At 60.0% G+C, this 16,153-nt stretch carries 16 protein-coding genes and 1 pseudogene; 5 read left to right on the plus strand and 12 right to left on the minus strand.

Going from position 1 to position 16,153, the window contains the following annotated elements:
• Positions 1-118 precede the first annotated feature (118 nt).
• On the plus strand, positions 119-1,111 hold the full coding sequence (locus ACK9YZ_RS21500; protein WP_216756505.1) for an adenosine kinase: 993 nt from the start codon (positions 119-121) through the stop codon (positions 1,109-1,111).
• Here ACK9YZ_RS21500 and ACK9YZ_RS21505 read toward each other — a convergent pair.
• Positions 1,104-1,643 (minus strand): SH3 domain-containing protein, encoded by a 540-nt coding sequence (locus ACK9YZ_RS21505; protein ID WP_416065098.1) that lies wholly within the window; start codon positions 1,641-1,643, stop codon positions 1,104-1,106. The genes ACK9YZ_RS21500 and ACK9YZ_RS21505 overlap by 8 nt on opposite strands.
• 177 nt (positions 1,644-1,820) lie before the next feature.
• Here ACK9YZ_RS21505 and ACK9YZ_RS21510 point away from each other — a divergent pair, with 177 nt between their 5' ends.
• Positions 1,821-2,822 (plus strand): 2-hydroxyacid dehydrogenase, encoded by a 1,002-nt coding sequence (locus ACK9YZ_RS21510; protein WP_416065099.1) that lies wholly within the window; start codon positions 1,821-1,823, stop codon positions 2,820-2,822.
• Positions 2,823-2,833: 11 nt separating this feature from the next.
• On the opposite strand, the gene ACK9YZ_RS21515 is transcribed toward ACK9YZ_RS21510, so the two are convergent.
• The 4 genes from ACK9YZ_RS21515 to ACK9YZ_RS21530 all read right to left on the minus strand — a co-directional run bounded on the left by ACK9YZ_RS21515 (position 2,834) and on the right by ACK9YZ_RS21530 (position 5,526).
• A complete protein-coding gene (locus ACK9YZ_RS21515; protein WP_416065100.1) occupies positions 2,834-3,307 on the minus strand; it encodes a GNAT family N-acetyltransferase in 474 nt (157 codons plus the stop codon).
• Complete coding sequence (locus ACK9YZ_RS21520) at positions 3,304-4,128, minus strand: molybdopterin-synthase adenylyltransferase MoeB (protein WP_216756512.1); 825 nt, start codon at positions 4,126-4,128, stop codon at positions 3,304-3,306. The genes ACK9YZ_RS21515 and ACK9YZ_RS21520 overlap by 4 nt, the downstream gene beginning before the upstream one ends.
• Positions 4,125-5,249, minus strand: coding sequence for a DNA replication/repair protein RecF (recF, locus tag ACK9YZ_RS21525; protein WP_216756514.1), 1,125 nt, complete (start codon positions 5,247-5,249; stop codon positions 4,125-4,127). The genes ACK9YZ_RS21520 and recF overlap by 4 nt, the downstream gene beginning before the upstream one ends.
• Before the next feature lie 76 nt (positions 5,250-5,325).
• On the minus strand, positions 5,326-5,526 hold the full coding sequence (locus ACK9YZ_RS21530) for a hypothetical protein (RefSeq protein WP_216756515.1): 201 nt from the start codon (positions 5,524-5,526) through the stop codon (positions 5,326-5,328).
• A 273-nt stretch (positions 5,527-5,799) separates the two neighbouring features.
• Between ACK9YZ_RS21530 and ACK9YZ_RS21535 the strand changes: the two genes are divergently transcribed.
• Positions 5,800-6,165 carry a helix-turn-helix domain-containing protein gene (locus tag ACK9YZ_RS21535; RefSeq protein ID WP_216756516.1) on the plus strand — a complete coding sequence of 122 codons (366 nt, stop codon included), beginning with the start codon at positions 5,800-5,802 and terminating at the stop codon, positions 6,163-6,165.
• A 32-nt stretch (positions 6,166-6,197) separates the two neighbouring features.
• Here the strand turns inward: ACK9YZ_RS21535 and ACK9YZ_RS21540 are convergent, their stop codons facing one another.
• The 4 genes from ACK9YZ_RS21540 to ACK9YZ_RS21555 all read right to left on the minus strand — a co-directional run bounded on the left by ACK9YZ_RS21540 (position 6,198) and on the right by ACK9YZ_RS21555 (position 12,349).
• Positions 6,198-6,404, minus strand: coding sequence for a hypothetical protein (locus tag ACK9YZ_RS21540; RefSeq protein WP_183727500.1), 207 nt, complete (start codon positions 6,402-6,404; stop codon positions 6,198-6,200).
• Between the two features lie 207 nt (positions 6,405-6,611).
• Positions 6,612-7,742, minus strand: a complete 1,131-nt coding sequence (dnaJ, locus tag ACK9YZ_RS21545) for a molecular chaperone DnaJ (protein WP_216756518.1) — start codon at positions 7,740-7,742, stop codon at positions 6,612-6,614.
• A gap of 81 nt (positions 7,743-7,823) precedes the next feature.
• Positions 7,824-9,734 (minus strand): molecular chaperone DnaK, encoded by a 1,911-nt coding sequence (dnaK, locus tag ACK9YZ_RS21550; RefSeq protein ID WP_416065101.1) that lies wholly within the window; start codon positions 9,732-9,734, stop codon positions 7,824-7,826.
• A gap of 305 nt (positions 9,735-10,039) precedes the next feature.
• The gene (locus ACK9YZ_RS21555) at positions 10,040-12,349 is read right to left on the minus strand and encodes a transglycosylase domain-containing protein (RefSeq protein ID WP_416065102.1); all 2,310 of its coding nucleotides are present in this window, start codon (positions 12,347-12,349) and stop codon (positions 10,040-10,042) included.
• Positions 12,350-12,534: 185 nt separating this feature from the next.
• Between ACK9YZ_RS21555 and ACK9YZ_RS21560 the strand changes: the two genes are divergently transcribed.
• Positions 12,535-12,687, plus strand: coding sequence for a hypothetical protein (locus ACK9YZ_RS21560; RefSeq protein WP_416065103.1), 153 nt, complete (start codon positions 12,535-12,537; stop codon positions 12,685-12,687).
• A 157-nt stretch (positions 12,688-12,844) separates the two neighbouring features.
• Here ACK9YZ_RS21560 and ACK9YZ_RS21565 read toward each other — a convergent pair.
• A pseudogene (locus tag ACK9YZ_RS21565) lies at positions 12,845-13,267 on the minus strand (SH3 domain-containing protein); the annotation flags it as partial.
• Positions 13,268-13,734: 467 nt separating this feature from the next.
• Complete coding sequence (locus tag ACK9YZ_RS21570; RefSeq protein WP_416065104.1) at positions 13,735-15,123, minus strand: dipeptidase; 1,389 nt, start codon at positions 15,121-15,123, stop codon at positions 13,735-13,737.
• 205 nt (positions 15,124-15,328) lie between these two features.
• On the opposite strand from ACK9YZ_RS21570, the gene ACK9YZ_RS21575 reads away from it, so the two are divergent.
• Positions 15,329-15,583 (plus strand): hypothetical protein, encoded by a 255-nt coding sequence (locus ACK9YZ_RS21575; protein ID WP_416065105.1) that lies wholly within the window; start codon positions 15,329-15,331, stop codon positions 15,581-15,583.
• 27 nt (positions 15,584-15,610) lie between these two features.
• On the opposite strand, the gene ACK9YZ_RS21580 is transcribed toward ACK9YZ_RS21575, so the two are convergent.
• The gene (locus ACK9YZ_RS21580; RefSeq protein ID WP_216756525.1) at positions 15,611-16,027 is read right to left on the minus strand and encodes a MarR family winged helix-turn-helix transcriptional regulator; all 417 of its coding nucleotides are present in this window, start codon (positions 16,025-16,027) and stop codon (positions 15,611-15,613) included.
• Positions 16,028-16,153: the final 126 nt, after the last annotated feature.

A 16,153-nucleotide genomic window follows, 5' to 3' on the forward strand; every position in this document is an offset into this window, starting at 1 on the left:
ACGGATAAACGGCAATTTTACGAAGACTTAGAGCGTGATCTGCTCTTTATCCTTTCAATGCCGGCAAATTTCGCTAAGACCGACTACCGGCTATCACAAATCCGGGACTTCCCATTTCATGACAAAATTCGATGTTCTGACAGTCGGCAACGCAATCGTCGATATCATCGCCCGTTGCGACGACCAGTTCCTCATTGACAACAAGATCACCAAGGCGGCGATGAATCTCATCGATGCCGACCGTGCCGAACTGCTCTATTCCCGCATGGGTCCGGCGCTTGAAGCGTCCGGCGGCAGCGCCGGCAATACGGCCGCCGGCGTTGCAAGCCTCGGCGGCAAGGCCGCGTATTTCGGCAAGGTCGCGGAAGATCAGCTCGGCGAGATCTTCGCGCATGATATCCGTGCCCAGGGCGTCCATTACCGGACTAGGGCCAAGGGCACGTTCCCCCCGACCGCGCGTTCGATGATCTTCGTCACCGATGACGGCGAACGCTCGATGAACACCTATCTCGGCGCCTGCGTCGAACTCGGGCCTGAAGATGTCGAAGCAGATGTCGTGGCCGATGCCAAGGTGACCTATTTCGAAGGTTATCTTTGGGATCCGCCGCGCGCCAAGGAGGCGATCCTTGATTGCGCCCGCATCGCCCATGAGAACGGCCGCGAAATGTCGATGACGCTCTCCGACAGCTTCTGCGTCGATCGTTATCGCGGTGAGTTCCTGGATCTCATGCGGTCGGGCAAAGTCGATATCGTCTTCGCCAATCGTCAGGAAGTGCTGTCGCTTTACGAGACCGACGATTTCGAAGAAGCGCTGAACAAGATCGCCAAGGATTGCAGGATCGCCGCCGTGACCATGAGCGAGAACGGTGCCGTGATCCTGAAGGGCAACGAGCGCCATTACGTGGATGCGATCAAGATCAACGAAGTCGTCGACACGACCGGCGCCGGCGACCTCTTCGCCTCGGGCTTCCTCTACGGCTACACCCAAGGCCGCACCCTGGAAGATTGCGGCAAGCTCGGCTGCCTTGCCGCCGGCATCGTAATCCAGCAGATCGGCCCGCGGCCGATGAGGTCGCTGTCCGAAGCCGCAAAGGAGGCAGGCCTTATTTAAAAGCCTCGCCCGGATAGGCACCCCAGATTTCCGACTGCGCCACCCAGCCCTCGGCGCCGTCGGTCTTTGCGAAGCACCACTCTCCGCTGCATTCACCGATCGTGATCATCACGCCGGGCTCCAACTTGGCGACGATGCTGGAAGACGGCTGCGCTTCGCGGCGGAGGTTGACATAGACGCTCTTGCCCTTGCCCTTCATCCACGGCGCGGCGATAGCGGCGCGCTGGCCTGACAGCAGCGACTGATTGACCCAGCCCTCGGTGCCGTCGGCATCGCGGATACGGCGCCAGTTGTCATATTCCTGGATGATTTCGACCGGCAACCCAGACTTCAGATAGAGCCAGGAAACGGCGTAATCCGTTCCCGGGCCGATACGCAGGTTGACGCGCTTGGACTTCAGCGTCACGAATCGCGGCAGCGGCAGGCCGCTCGGCCCCTTGGCCGCCTGGGCTTGGGCAAATTCGATGCTGCTTGCCGACACGGCAATGGCAATCGCCAGGACGAGGCAGGACTTCAGAACAGTGCGACGCATGGAAGCTTCCATTGGCTCGAATTCGAAGCAGGCCTTGCCTGCTCGTTTTCCGGGATTCCCCGATCGCCTCGCGAGTTTTGTTTGTCTTCGCGTGCGGGTCTGGTAGAAAATGCCCGGAACGGGGAAATGATCGCCCAACTTGGTTAAAGACCTCTGAACAAGGCACCGCAAGCCGCTATGACGACGAAGAAAAAACCCAAGGTCTACATAACCCGCAAGCTGCCCGATGTCGTCGAAACCCGCATGCGCGAGCTCTTCGATGCCCAGTTGAATATCGATGACACGCCGCGATCCACCGTCGAACTTGCTGAAGCCGTCAAGAACTGTGACGTGCTCGTTCCGACCGTAACGGACCGGATCGACGCAGCCCTCATCGATCAGGCCGGGCCGCAGATGAAGCTGATCGCCAGCTTTTCGAACGGTACCGATCATATCGATGTCGAAGCCGCCGCCCGCAAGGGCATCACCGTCACCAATACGCCGAATGTGCTGACCGAGGACACTGCCGACATGACCATGGCGCTGATCCTCGCCGTGCCGCGCCGGATTGGCGAGGGTGCGCGCGTGCTGACCGACAGGCCCGGCGAATGGGCCGGCTGGTCTCCCACCTGGATGCTCGGCCGTCGCATGCATGGAAAGCGCATCGGCATCGTTGGCATGGGCCGTATCGGCACGGCTGTTGCGCGACGCGCCAGGGCCTTCGGCCTGTCGATCCATTATCATAACCGTAAGCGCGTCAATCCAGCGACGGAGGACGAATTGGAGGCGACCTATTGGGAAAGCCTCGATCAGATGCTCGCTCGCGTCGACATCGTCTCGGTCAATTGCCCCTCGACACCAGCGACCTTCCATCTGCTCTCGGCACGACGCCTGGCGTTGCTGCAGCCGACCGCCTATCTCGTCAACACCGCCCGCGGTGACGTGATCGACGAGGCGGCTCTCATCAAATGCCTGCGAGAAGGAAAGATCGCCGGCGCCGGCCTCGATGTTTTCGAAAACGAACCTGTCGTCAATCCGAAGCTGGTGAAGCTCGCCAACGAGGGCAAGGTCGTGCTGTTGCCACATATGAGTTCGGCGACGATCGAGGGACGTGCGGAAATGGGCGACAAGGTCATCATCAACATCCGCGCCTTCATGGACGGTCACCGGCCGCCGAACCGGGTGCTGCCCGGACGGTGAGGCCTCCCACCTCAGCCGGCAAGCGCTTTCCGCATCTCGATAAATGTCACGCGCGTGAAGCCAGGATGGGACTTCTCTGCGGTCTTGACAAAGCCCCAGGCGGCGAAGGTCGAGTGATTGCCGACGAGTTCTATCCGCGTCTCGAGCCTTAATGCCGAAAGGCCGAGATCGCACGCCGTCTTCTCGGCGATATCAAGCAGGCGACGGCCGACGCCTTTGCCTTGTGCCGATGGCAGAACCGCAAGCTTTCCGACATAGAGGCAGTCCGTCTCCGGGCGCAGGAAAATGCATCCGGCAAGCCGTCCGTCATTCTCCACGGTATAAGCAATTTCCACCCTTGTTTTCTCCACCAGCGATTCCACCGTCAGGCGGATTGCGGAAGAGGGCGGATCGATGCGGCCTTCCATATAGGCGAAGGATGCGAGAACGAGATCAAGCAGCTCATTCCAGCGGGCAAAGCCCTCATCGATGCGAAAAGGCGTCATGCGGTCTTGCTCTGCCTCGCGCGCCGGCGCTTGTAGCGGATCGTATCGAAACGGGCCGATAGCGCATCATAGAGCAGCAGCCGGCCGATCAGCGGTTCACCTGCACCGGTAATGAGCTTGATCGCCTCCATGGCCATCAGCGTGCCGATAACGCCCGTGAGTGCACCGATGATCCCGGCTTCCGCGCAGGCTGGGATCAGTCCGGTCGGTGGTGCTTCGGGAAAAAGGTCGCGATAGCCGGGATTGGCCGTACCGTCTTCGGCAGTCTCATAGGGTTTCAGCACGGTCAGCGATCCGTCGAAGCGGCCGACTGCACCGGTGACGAGCGGGATGTGCGCTTCCTCGGCTGCATCGGCAGCCGCATATCGTGTGTCGAAATTATCGGAGCCGTCGATCAAGAGATCGAAGCCCGAAAGGTGTCGGCGCGCAACGTCTGCCGAAAAGCGCTCGGTGAACCGGATGATCTTGATATGCGGGTTCAGTCGCGTAATCGCTTGCGCTGCACTCTCCGTCTTCAGCTCGCCGATCGTGCCGGAATCGTGGATAACCTGCCGCTGCAGATTGGAAAGGGAAACGCGGTCGTCATCGGCAATACCAAGCGTGCCGACGCCTGCGGCGGCCAGATATTGCAGGATCGGCGCACCAAGCCCTCCGGCGCCGATCACCAGCACGCGCGCGGCCTTCAGCTTCTGCTGACCCGCGCCACCGATTTCCGGCAGCAGGATATGACGATGATAACGCGCAATTTCGTCCGGGCCGAGAGGTTCCATAGGTCTGATGCTATCACGCCCCGAACCGGCAGGAGAAGCGCTATCGCTCATTCGAAAACCCTTCCGTCGGCAACCGTGAAAAACTGTGCCCGCTCGCCAAGTGCCGCAAACATCTGATGGTCCGTTCCTGTCATGAAGGCCTGGCCGCCGAGCCCGTCTATGAGGTCGAACAATGCAGCACGGCGCCCCTCGTCGAGATGGGCGGCGATCTCGTCCAAGAGCAGAACCGGCGCATGGCCCGTGAGATTGCCGACGAGCCGCGCATGGGCAAGCACAAGGCCCACCAGCAGGGCCTTTTGCTCACCGGTCGAGCAGCGCGCTGCTCCCATCTGCTTCTCGCGATGATGCACGATGAGATCGGCGCGATGCGGCCCCTCCAGTGTGCGTCCGGCGCCGGCATCGCGATAACGGTTGGCGGCGAGCGTTGACGCATATTCGTCTTCCAAGTCGACCGAAGGCCTGGAGAACTGGCCGTCCATAAAGCCCGAGAGCTGCAGCGATGCTGACGGGAAGGGGGAGGTCTCGCGGCATTCTTCGATCAGCCGCGTCAGCAGGCCGAGCATTTCCTGCCGCGCGAGCGCCATGGCGATGCCGAGGCTTGCCATCTGCTCCTCGATACCGGAAAGCCAGGACGGATCGAAACGGCCTTCGTCGAGCAACTTGTTGCGGCTGCGCATGGCACGTTCGAAATCGCTCGCCCGCTTGCCATGTTCAGGGTCGAGCGACAGCACCAGCCGGTCGAGGAACCGCCGGCGGTCGGACGAGCCGCCGGTAAAGAGCCCATCCATGGTCGGAGTCAGCCAGAGTACGCGCAAATGGTCCGTCAGCTCGTCGATCGTTTTCGCGGTCGTTCCATTGATGCGCAGCCGGCGCGTGGTCGTCTCGTCGCTGGCATCGATCCCGGTGCCGATCTCGACATCGCCTTCCATGCCATCGAGTTCGGCAAAGATAGAAAACCCACCCGTCGCATGCACGCGGGTGATGTCGCCATAGGCGGCGCGGCGCAGCCCGCGTCCGGGCGAGAGGAAGGAGACAGCCTCCATGAGGTTGGTCTTGCCGGCGCCGTTGTCACCGGTCAGCACCACATGCCGCCCGTCGAGCGAAAGCGAGGCCGATGCGTAATTGCGAAAATCGGTCAGCTTCAGGCGGGAAAGGGAAACCTTGTGCGGCATCGGATATCCGGAATCATTAGCGCTGACAGCTAAGCCGAAGCCGCACGGATATCAAGGCTGAGAGCTGCTTATGTCTCTAATGCCTGCGAGGGACGGGAGCCTCCAGCTGCGCTTCGGCCTCTGCAATCGCCTTTTCGATCCAGTAGAGAAGATCCGGCCGGTTTTCTATCGAGCCGCGCAAGGATTTCAACGAGTCGAGGATCATCGTCAGCCTCTGGCGGCGCATATCGATGACGATACTGTCGGCATCAGATTTCCCGGTGGGAGAGGATATCATCGCAGTATTCGAAGCCTCATGTCGGATGCGTCTTAGGGGGTCGGCGCGACTAACTATCGCCGATGCAATGAAGTCAACTAAAGGGTGTTCAATTTTTTGCGATATCGCCGTCAAGTGATCAAATGAGGAGTAAAGGTTGTATAATGTTCAATGAGACAACTGTTTAGGCGGTATAATGCCAAAAAAAGTCGGTTGAAATTTGCAACTTCCGGGTTGAGATATTCAGCTGACGCTATATGGTAAATAAAGGGTTTATCGGGAGAGAATGCTGCAGTGCCAGATCCGGTTGATATCATTGTCGGTCGCAACGTGAGACAACTTCGCGCTCGCCGACGTGTTTCTCAACTGGAACTCGGTGAAGCGCTGGGCCTTACATTCCAGCAGATTCAGAAATACGAGAAGGGGACGAACCGCGTCTCTGCCAGCAAGCTGCATCAGATAGCGGTCTTCCTTGGAGTGGATATTTCCGAGCTTTTCGAAGGTGCCGGCATTTCCCAGTTCACCAATCGTGTTGAGCTGAGCCCCGAGGCTTATGAGCTGGCGGTCAGCTATGACAGGTTGAGTTCGTCTGCGGGCAAGCAGGCAGTCAAGACGATCCTCAATCTCATGAGCGGTCAGGCAACCGAAAACGCTGCCTGAAGCGTTCCAAGCATCCTTGAAACTATCGAGATTCAGTGAAGCTCGCGCTCGTGCAGCGCAACGAGCAGGGCATCCTGTGTCTGATGGCCGGCATGATAAAGGTCGATCGCGATGCTGGCGATCGAAAGGCCCTGCTGGCTGCGGAGCTTGATATTGCGTTCGGCGCACCACGTATAGAGCGCACCTGCCAGCGCATCGACATCTTCGGACAGGCAGTTGGAAAAGTTCGTTGCCGACATGGATATACCCTCTGTTAGTCCCGGACTACGGGCCAAAGACAGTATGGATTTCAGGAACTTGCAAGCATCATCCGGTCTCTGCGTTAACACAAGACATCTGTGTGCCGGCCTGCGTCCCGGCCTGATACATGTGTCCCGGCTTGGGGCGCGCACGAAAAAGCCGGAGGCGGAACCCTCCGGCTTTTGTAACCTTGAAAGATATCGAGATCAGCCCTCGAAGAATTCCTTCATCCGGGCAAAGAAGCCCGTCGATTCCGGATTGTTCTCCTTGGAGGAGAGTTGCTCGAATTCCTGCAGAAGCTCGCGCTGGCGCTTGGAAAGCTTCTGCGGCGTCTCGATCTGGATCTGGATGTAGAGGTCGCCTGTCTGGCTGGAACGCAGCACCGGCATGCCCTTGCCTTTCAGGCGGAATTGTTTGCCCGCCTGCGTACCCTCGGGAACGGTGACACGCGACTTGGTGCTGTCGAGCGTTGCCACATCGAAGGTGCCGCCGAGCGCTGCCGTCGTCATGGAGATCGGCACGGCGCAATAGAGATCGGCTCCGTCGCGCTGATAGAACTCATGCGGCTTCACCGACAGGAAGATATAGAGATCGCCCGCCGGGCCGCCGCGCATGCCGGCTTCGCCTTCGCCCTGCAGGCGAATGCGGGTGCCGTCCTCGATGCCGGCAGGGATGTTGACCGAAAGCGAACGCTCTTCGGTCACACGGCCCTGGCCGTGGCACTTGGGGCACGGATCGGGAATGATCTGACCGCGACCATGGCATGTCGGGCAGGTACGTTCGATCGAAAAGAACCCCTGTGCTGCGCGCACGCGGCCCGAACCCTGGCAGGTGCCGCAGGTCTTTGGTTGCGTGCCGGGCTTCGCGCCGGAGCCGGAACAGACGTCGCAGGTAATCGACGTCGGAACGCGGATCTGCGCCGTCTTGCCGGAGTAAGCCTCTTCCAGCGAGATTTCCATATTGTAGCGAAGGTCGGCGCCGCGTTCGCGGCCGCCCGAAGAGCGTTGCCGTCCACGGCCGCCGCCCATCATCTCGCCGAAAATATCCTCGAAGATGTCGGAGAAACCGCCACCTGCAAATCCGCCGCCGCCGGGACCACCCATGCCGCCATGCTCGAAGGCCGCATGGCCGTAACGGTCGTAGGCAGCGCGCTTCTGCGGGTCCTTCAGCGTTTCGTAGGCTTCATTGATTTCCTTGAACTTGCGTTCGGCGTCTTTGTCATCCGGGTTCTTGTCCGGATGGTATTTCATTGCCAGCTTGCGGAAGGCGCTCTTCAGCTCTTTTTCATCCGCCGTCTTGGCTACACCCAGAGTTTCGTAAAAGTCCGCTTTTGCCAATTTAAGCCCCGGAAATGGATTTCCGGCTGCCATGGTGAGCAGCCGGATGTCTATCGTCTAGCAAAGGCCGCCAGCCCACGATTACGCGGACTTCTTGCGGTCGTCGTCCTTGACTTCTTCGTAGTCGGCATCGACGACATTGTCATCCTCAGCCGAAGCGTCGGTAGTGCCGCCTTCGGCCTGCTGGGCTTCATAGATCGCCTGGCCGAGCTTCATGGACACTTCCATGAGCGTCTGGGTCTTGGCCTTGATGTCTTCGGCGTCGGTTTCGGTTGCTTCGGTCGCGGACTTCAGAGCGGCAATCGCGTCGGAGATTGCAGTGCGGTCGGCTTCGGAAACCTTGTCGCCGTAATCCTTGAGCGACTTCTCGGTGGAATGGATCAGGCTTTCGGCCTGGTTCTTGGCTTCCACGCCTTCGCGACGCTTCTTGTCCTCGGCGGCATGCGATTCGGCATCCTTGACCATCTTTTCGATGTCGGCGTCGGAAAGACCACCGGAAGCCTGGATGCGGATCTGCTGTTCCTTACCGGTGCCCTTGTCCTTGGCCGAAACCTGCACGATGCCGTTCGCGTCGATATCGAAGGTGACTTCGATCTGCGGAACGCCGCGCGGTGCCGGCGGCAGGCCAACGAGGTCGAACTGGCCGAGCAGCTTGTTGTCGGCAGCCATTTCACGCTCGCCCTGCGAGACGCGGATGGTGACGGCCTGCTGGTTGTCGTCGGCAGTCGAGAAGGTCTGGCTCTTCTTCGTCGGGATCGTCGTGTTGCGTTCGATCAGACGGGTGAAGACACCTCCGAGCGTTTCGATGCCGAGAGACAGCGGGGTCACGTCGAGAAGCAGAACGTCCTTGACGTCGCCCTGCAGAACGCCGGCCTGGATGGCTGCGCCGAGAGCAACGACTTCATCCGGGTTGACGCCCTTGTGCGGTTCCTTGCCGAACAGCTGCTTGACGACTTCCTGGACCTTCGGCATGCGGCTCATACCACCGACGAGAACGACTTCGTCGATCTCGGCTGCAGTGACGCCGGCATCCTTGAGGGCTGCCTTGCACGGAGCGATGGTGCGCTGAACGAGATCGTCGACCAGGCTTTCGAGCTTGGCGCGGGTCAGTTTCAGGGTCAGGTGCTTCGGACCGGAAGCGTCAGCCGTGATGAACGGCAGGTTGATTTCGGTCTGTTGCGAAGAGGACAGCTCGATCTTTGCCTTTTCGGCAGCTTCCTTGAGGCGCTGCAGGGCGAGCTTGTCGTTCTTCAGGTCGATGCCGTTGTCCTTCTTGAACTCGGCAACGAGATATTCGACGAGGCGCATGTCGAAGTCTTCACCGCCGAGGAAAGTATCGCCGTTGGTTGACTTCACTTCGAAGACGCCGTCACCGATCTCGAGGATCGAGATATCGAAGGTACCGCCGCCAAGGTCGTAAACGGCGATCGTCTTGCCGTCCTTCTTGTCGAGGCCGTAGGCGAGCGCTGCAGCGGTAGGTTCGTTGATGATGCGCAGCACTTCAAGACCGGCGATCTTGCCGGCATCCTTGGTTGCCTGACGCTGCGCGTCGTTGAAGTAGGCGGGAACGGTGATGACGGCCTTTTCGACCTTTTCACCGAGATAGGACTCGGCGGTTTCCTTCATCTTCTGAAGGATCATCGCGGAAATCTGTGCGGGCGAGTAGCCCTTGCCGTTGGCTTCGACCCAGGCGTCGCCATTGTCACCTTTGACGATGGTGAAGGGAACGAGGTGCTTGTCCTTCTCGACGGTCGGATCTTCGTAACGGCGGCCGATGAGGCGCTTTACGGCGAAGAGTGTGTTCGTGGGGTTGGTGACCGCCTGGCGCTTTGCCGGCTGGCCGACGAGGCGTTCGCCGTCATCGGAAAATGCCACCATGGAAGGGGTCGTACGCGCGCCTTCCGCGTTCTCTATGACCTTTGCGTCTTTGCCGTCCATGACTGCGACGCAGGAATTTGTCGTTCCAAGGTCGATACCAATTACTTTTGCCATGTCATTCTCTCCTTGAAGCAAGCTGTCGGAACCCCGGTAAGGCATTTCCCTGACAGCCCCTTACGGGATGGGTCTACTAAGATTACGCAATCGTGATTGCGGTGATGCGGCGTATATAAGGAGCGGATTTCTGGACTGCAAGGCGAGAAATGACCCGGAATCCAGCAAAACGAATGTGTTGCATTCAATTTTTACAGTAGCCGGAAAAGGGTCTGCTTTGCACCGTCGAACCACGCAAATCTTGCATGCCGAGCCTTGCGCAGGACGTGCTCCCGAAAGGCCTTCATATCCCGTTCCAATACTGTCTACTGCCCCATGATGAGATCGAGCAGGGTCGTGCGTCGCGGCTGCGCCCCTGACGTTGCTTGCGGTCCGCCCACATCACCGGGCGGCACCATGTCGTCGTAACCGCCGTCGGCAACATCGGCGGACGGCACAGGTCCGCCATTCACCGGCGTCACCGCCCGCGACTGTCCGGGCGCCGGCGGATAACGGTTCAGGTCGGCATTCCCACCAAAAACGCCGGAAATGATGCTGCCGACCGTCGAAGGCTGCTCGGGAGCCGGCTGAGCCTGCGCCATCGGCTGGCCGTTGCCGAGGTCGGTGCCAGAGTCGGGGAGTGTCTGGCCCATGCCGAAGAGCGGCGCTGGAGAAAGCCCCTTATGCGCGGCGACCATGAATTCCTTCCAGGCTTTGGCCGGAAGCCCTCCGCCGGTTACCTTCTTCATCGGCTTGCCGTCGTCATTGCCGAACCATACGCCTGTCGTCAGGTTGCTGGTGAAGCCGACGAACAATGCGTCGCGTGAGTTTTGCGTCGTGCCGGTCTTGCCGGCCGCCTGCCAGCCGGGAAGCTTGGCGCTCGAGCCTGTGCCGCCGTTGATGACGCCCATCATCATCATGTTCATTTCGGCGACGATCTGCTCGGATAACACGCGGGGCGGATTGTCGTAGGTGTTCTCGTAAAGCACCTTGCCATCAGTGGTGGTCACCCGGCGGATCACATGCGGCGTCGCTTTGTAGCCACCGTTCATGAAGGCGGCATAGGAGGATGTCAGCTCCATGAGCGACACTTCCGAGGTGCCGAGTGCGATAGAGGCATTGGGCTGTAGGTCTGATTCGATGCCGAGACGATGGGCGAGCTTGATCACCTGATCCGGCCCGTCATACATCACGAGCTGGGCGGCCACCGTGTTCAGTGACTTGGCGAGCGCGGTGCGGAGCGTCACTTCGCCGTTGTATTTCTTCTCGTAATTTTCAGGCGTCCAGTCGCCGATGCGGATCGGCGCGTCGTTGAAGACGGAATCCGGCGTCAGGCCTTTTTCAAGTGCGGCGGCATAAACGAATGGTTTGAAGGAGGAGCCTGGCTGGCGTTTGGCCTTGACGGCGCGGTTGAACTGGCTCGTCGCATAATCCCTGCCGCCGACAAGCGCCCGGATCGCGCCCGTGCCGTCGATCGAGACGAGAGCTGCCTGCGACGCATCGAACTTGCCGCCCTCTTTGTCGAGCACGTCGACCAGCGACTGCTCGGCTTTCTTTTCGAGCGTCTTGTCGATGGTCGTGTCGACGATGACGTCTTCCTTCACGTCGCCGACCAGCCCCTGCAGCTCGTCCATCACCATATCGGCGACGTATTGCCCGGCGCCCGACCAATAGCTTCGGGCAGAAGCCGGCGTCTGTGACATCGCCGTCTTGATTTCGTCCGCGCTGATATATCCCTGATCGCGCATCGCCCGCAGCACGACCTGCGCGCGGGCGTTTGCCGCCTCCGCATCGCGTGCCGGGGAAAGTCGCGATGGTGCCTTCACGAGACCCGCAAGCAGTGCAGCTTCGCCGAGGTTCACGTCGCGCGCCGACTTGTTGAAATAGCGGCGGGCCGCCGCTTCAACGCCATAGGCATTCGAGCCGAAATAGACACGGTTCAGATACATCGCAAGGATCTGGTCCTTGGTGTATTTCTGCTCCAGCCAGAAGGAGAGCAGCACTTCCTGCACCTTGCGCTCCAGCGTGCGGTCGGGCGAGAGGAACAGGTTCTTGGCAAGCTGCTGCGTCAGCGTTGAGCCGCCCTGGATCGGCTGGCCCGTCAAGTTGTTGATGAAGGCGCGCGCAAGTCCGAACGGATCGACGCCGAAATGCGAATAGAAACGACGGTCCTCGATGGCGATGACGGCTTCCGGAATATAGGGCGACATGTTCTCCAGCGAGAGTGCTTCGCCGCCGGTCGCGCCGCGATTGGCGATCACGCTGCCGTCCACGGCGGTGATCTTGACGTTGGGCGGCCGCTCTGGGATTGCCCAGGTGCTGGCGCTCGGCATGCGCGAACCATAATAGAACACGAGCCCGGCAACACCGATGCCGGCCCAGATGCCAAGCACGATGCACCAGTACACGACCCTGCGCAGGAATGCGAACAGGCCGCCGCCTTCGCGTTTCCGAGGCTCGGGACGGCGCTTCGCCGATGCGCGGCGGGGGGCGGGAGATTTTGATGTACGTTTGGAGCCGTGCCGCCCGTCGATGCGGTCGTCGGCATCGAGCGCGAATTCGTCATCCTCCTCACGGCGCCCACGGCCGTTGAAGGACGGTTCGATCCTGTCGTCTGATCTGCGTCTGGCTACCATCGTGGAGCGGTTGACCCTTGTTATAAGACCGCGCCCCAGAGCAACGGTTTTATTCGACTGAACTGTAAATGCGGTGAATTAACGGGCTGTTAAGAACAACACCAATACGGCCAAGTACCCCGCCTGGCTGTTTTTTCTCCGTTAACCAGCCGCGAGTTCCCGCATGGCCGCAATTCGTTGAGACCGTGACAAAACCGACACATATCGCCACGACGTCCGCCCGTCCCGGAAGCGGACGCGCTCCACGCAGCGGCGAGCCGGCTGAAGATCTCCTTGGCTCCTATGCGGAGATGCGCGACCTGCTGGCTATCCAGCGTCGCACATCTTCTGGCTGGTGAGGGAACCAATAGGCTTCGCGGTAGTTTTATCAGAAGCGGGACATACCCCTCACGTCCCGCTCAGATCGGCCGTCTCCCCTCAACACGCGCCGATCAATATCAGGCCCGGCGTATCACGAGATACGTCGGGTCCTTTTCTCTAGGGACGATAGGGGCCGCGATCGCGATAATAATAGTCCGGCCCGCGGCGCCAGCGGTCGCGATCATGATAGAAATCGCGGTTGCGGTAGTAGCGGTCCCAATATGGGCCGACGCTGAATGTCACTGTCGGGATACCGAGCGGACGGTAATATTGCGGGCCGACATAGATCCGACGCCGCTCATAGGTCGCCTGGACATATCGGCCGGAAACCCAGCCGCGGCCTCCATAGAATTCCACATCGCACCAGGGCGTATCGGCAAGGCAGCCGCGGATTTGCAGCGGCGTGCCGTTTGGAATGACGGCGACGGCAGGATAGCGCGTGCTCGGGCCGGCACGCATGTTCACGTTCGCAGTCGAAATGCCCTGCGCCGCTTCGGCAATGGCAGGCGCCAGCAGCAAGAGACCACCCGCGACAATTTTCAGAAGAATATGTTTCACCTTTTACTCCTCGCGATGAACGACGGACGCCGGGCGTCGGGAGCGACATTTCCCCGGCGGGGCAAAGATAGAGCGCCTGCGGCGCAGGTCACGCAGCGCAGGTTTCACTTTGTCTTTCAAAGGCTTATAGGGGCGTTCGGATGAACGAAGCTTGAACGGCGGTCAAGCTTTTATTCGGGGCCTTGAAATGTAAAAGGCGGCTTCCGATATAAGGTTCAAGAAATCGCAGCCCGGAAATGTTGTGCGCCCTGTCGGTGATACCGTTTCCGAGATCTGGTTGGATGGATCGTTTACCGGTCGTTAATCCTTCAGGATCACTCTGGCTGTGCATTATCTGCTTCTCCTTTGACCACGGATGTACTGGCACTGAGATGAGGCGGATAACGGAAGGCCGGTTCGAACCGGCCTTTTTGTTGGCAGATTTCGGATGGCGTGCCGCGCGAGAGCGCGGGCACGCCTTTTTCGTTTCAGGCCTTCAGTGCAGTCAGGATACGCACCCAGGAGCGGATGCCCTTGTGGTAGGAGGCAAGCTCGTATTTCTCGTTAGGCGAATGGATGCGGTCGTCGGAGAGACCGAAGCCGACGAGCAGGGATTCCATGCCGAGCATCTTCTGGAAATCGCCGACGATCGGGATCGAGCCGCCCATGCCGATGACGACGGCAGGCTTCGGCCATTCATCCGAAAGCGCGGTCCGCGCCTTGGTCAGAACAGGCGAGTCATAGGAAAGATGGATGGCCGGCGAGGCGCCATGCGGATGGAACTCGACCGAGCAGTCGGCCGGGATCTTCGAGCGAACGTAATTGCGGAAGCTTTCGCGGATCGCTGCCGGATCCTGTGTGCCGACGAGGCGGAAGGAAACCTTCGCCGATGCCTTGGCGGCAATCACGGTCTTGAAACCTTCGCCGGTATAGCCGCCCCAGATGCCGTTGAGCTCGGCCGTCGGCCGAGCCCATGTGAGTTCCAGGACCGAGCGGCCCTTTTCGCCCGAGGGGATGGAGAGGCCGACTTCGCCGAGGAAGCTTTCGGCCGACTTGCCGAGCGCTTCCCAGGATGCCTTGATATTGGAGGGTGTTTCTTCGACGCCGTTGTAGAAACCGTCGAGCGTGATGCGTCCGGTCTCGTCATGCAGGCCGGCAAGTGCTTCCACGAGAATATGGATCGGATTGGCGGCAGCACCGCCGAAAAGGCCGGAATGCAGGTCGCGGTCGGCAGCCGTCACCACGACTTCCTCGCCGACAAGACCACGAAGGGCAGCCGCGATTGCCGGTGTATCGCGATCCCACATGCTGGTGTCGCAGACGAGGGCATAGTCGGCCTTGAGTTCGGCAGCATTGGCTTCGAGGAACGGCTTCAGCGACGGCGAGCCGGATTCTTCCTCGCCCTCGAAAAGTATGGTGACGCGGCAGGGAAGGGCGCCATTGATTTCCTTGTAGGCGCGGCAGGCTTCGACGAAAGTCATCAGCTGACCCTTGTCGTCGGCAGTACCGCGGCCGGTCAGGATCTTGCGGCCATTGCCGGCGTCCTTGACGGCGGGATCGAAAGGATCGTTTTCCCATAGCTCGATCGGATCGACCGGCTGCACGTCATAGTGACCGTAGAACAAGACGTGGGGCGCATCAGCCGAGGCGCCTTCATGATGGGCGACCACCATCGGATGGCCGGGCGTGTCGCGAACCGAGGCGTCAAAGCCCAGTGTCCTCAGATAGGCGGTGAGCCACTCGGCTGCCTTGCGGCATTCGGCCTTGTAGGCCGGATCGGTCGAGATCGACTTGATGCGCAACAGCTCAAACAGCTTTTCAAGGCTTGAATCGAGATTCTGGTCCGCACGCGCAAGGATAGGATTTAGTTCGGTCATTTCCGACTCCTTCTGGAATTCCGCCGGACGATAGACCCAATTGGCTGTGGTTTCGAGCGTCAAATTTCAGGGTGTTATGTTGGCGCTAAATGCTACAATAAATGCAGTGGTGGCGCCTAATGGCGGCTGGTTATCGCAGCGGTGAGGGTCTGCCTCGTCGGCAGCCTGACGACCATGCTCCTTCTCTTCCGTGCCCAGGAATGCGATGTCGGCCAGCGAGAGTGGTCACCGGGAAATGCTGCTGATTGCCAAGGATGAGAGACAGATCCGTGTCGAGGTCGCCACACGGCCGATCGTTTATCGCGGACGCCATTGCGATGTTCTCGTCGTTCGTGACTCGCTCAGCGCACGCGCACCGAAGAGAGGATCGAGCATCTCGCCAATCACGATGTTTCGACAGGCGCCGCAGGTCGCTGAGCTGGAGTTGGCGCAGATTGCAGACATGCCGAGGCGAAGGTAATAAAGCGCAGCCGCCGCCCAGGGCGATTCAGAGTGCCTTTGCGTTGTTGATGAGGCGCCGGATATATTCCAGCATCAGCTCCCGTTCGAAGGCCCGGAAGCCCTTGAATAGGGCAAGATCGGCCTCGCGCGCCGTGTCGATGGCTTCCGTTTCCATTGCCTTGGCTTTCTCGCTTAGGAAGATCAGCTGGGCGCGCTTGTCGGTGGGGTGAGGGCGACGCTCGATCAGCCCGTCACGCGCCATGCGCGAGAGCGTGTTGGCCATCGTCGCCTGCTCGATATCGACGCGCTCCAGAAGCTGCTTCTGGGTCAGCCCGTCTTCGGCCCAAAGCTCCAGAAGTATCGGGAACTGGCCGGGAGAAAAGCCGAGCCCTGCCGCGCGCTGATGCAGCGAGCGGGCAAAACCCTTGGCCAGCTGGCTGGCAAGGTAGGCGCCGGATTCCATTCGATTAAATCCCATGATTGTAAGTTAGGCTCAAAATCGTGCAGTAGACAATGCAACAAATCGCATGCGATCCATCAAAACATAGGAACGAAGCTCTTAATTTTTGAGTGCTGCAGCGAATGGCCG

It is taken from the genome of Rhizobium sp. ZK1 (assembly GCF_047782645.1).
In the GTDB taxonomy this organism is placed as follows: domain Bacteria; phylum Pseudomonadota; class Alphaproteobacteria; order Rhizobiales; family Rhizobiaceae; genus Rhizobium.

Coding starts and splice junctions, on each gene's coding strand:
- ACK9YZ_RS21500 (WP_216756505.1), top strand. CDS start 119: ATGACAAAATTCGATGTTCTGACAGTCGGCAACGCAATCGTCGATATC.
- ACK9YZ_RS21505 (WP_416065098.1), bottom strand. CDS start 1,643: ATGCGTCGCACTGTTCTGAAGTCCTGCCTCGTCCTGGCGATTGCCATT.
- ACK9YZ_RS21510 (WP_416065099.1), top strand. CDS start 1,821: ATGACGACGAAGAAAAAACCCAAGGTCTACATAACCCGCAAGCTGCCC.
- ACK9YZ_RS21515 (WP_416065100.1), bottom strand. CDS start 3,307: ATGACGCCTTTTCGCATCGATGAGGGCTTTGCCCGCTGGAATGAGCTG.
- ACK9YZ_RS21520 (WP_216756512.1), bottom strand. CDS start 4,128: ATGAGCGATAGCGCTTCTCCTGCCGGTTCGGGGCGTGATAGCATCAGA.
- recF (WP_216756514.1), bottom strand. CDS start 5,249: ATGCCGCACAAGGTTTCCCTTTCCCGCCTGAAGCTGACCGATTTTCGC.
- ACK9YZ_RS21530 (WP_216756515.1), bottom strand. CDS start 5,526: ATGATATCCTCTCCCACCGGGAAATCTGATGCCGACAGTATCGTCATC.
- ACK9YZ_RS21540 (WP_183727500.1), bottom strand. CDS start 6,404: ATGTCGGCAACGAACTTTTCCAACTGCCTGTCCGAAGATGTCGATGCG.
- dnaK (WP_416065101.1), bottom strand. CDS start 9,734: ATGGCAAAAGTAATTGGTATCGACCTTGGAACGACAAATTCCTGCGTC.
- ACK9YZ_RS21555 (WP_416065102.1), bottom strand. CDS start 12,349: ATGGTAGCCAGACGCAGATCAGACGACAGGATCGAACCGTCCTTCAAC.
- ACK9YZ_RS21570 (WP_416065104.1), bottom strand. CDS start 15,123: ATGACCGAACTAAATCCTATCCTTGCGCGTGCGGACCAGAATCTCGAT.
- ACK9YZ_RS21575 (WP_416065105.1), top strand. CDS start 15,329: ATGTCGGCCAGCGAGAGTGGTCACCGGGAAATGCTGCTGATTGCCAAG.
- ACK9YZ_RS21580 (WP_216756525.1), bottom strand. CDS start 16,027: ATGGAATCCGGCGCCTACCTTGCCAGCCAGCTGGCCAAGGGTTTTGCC.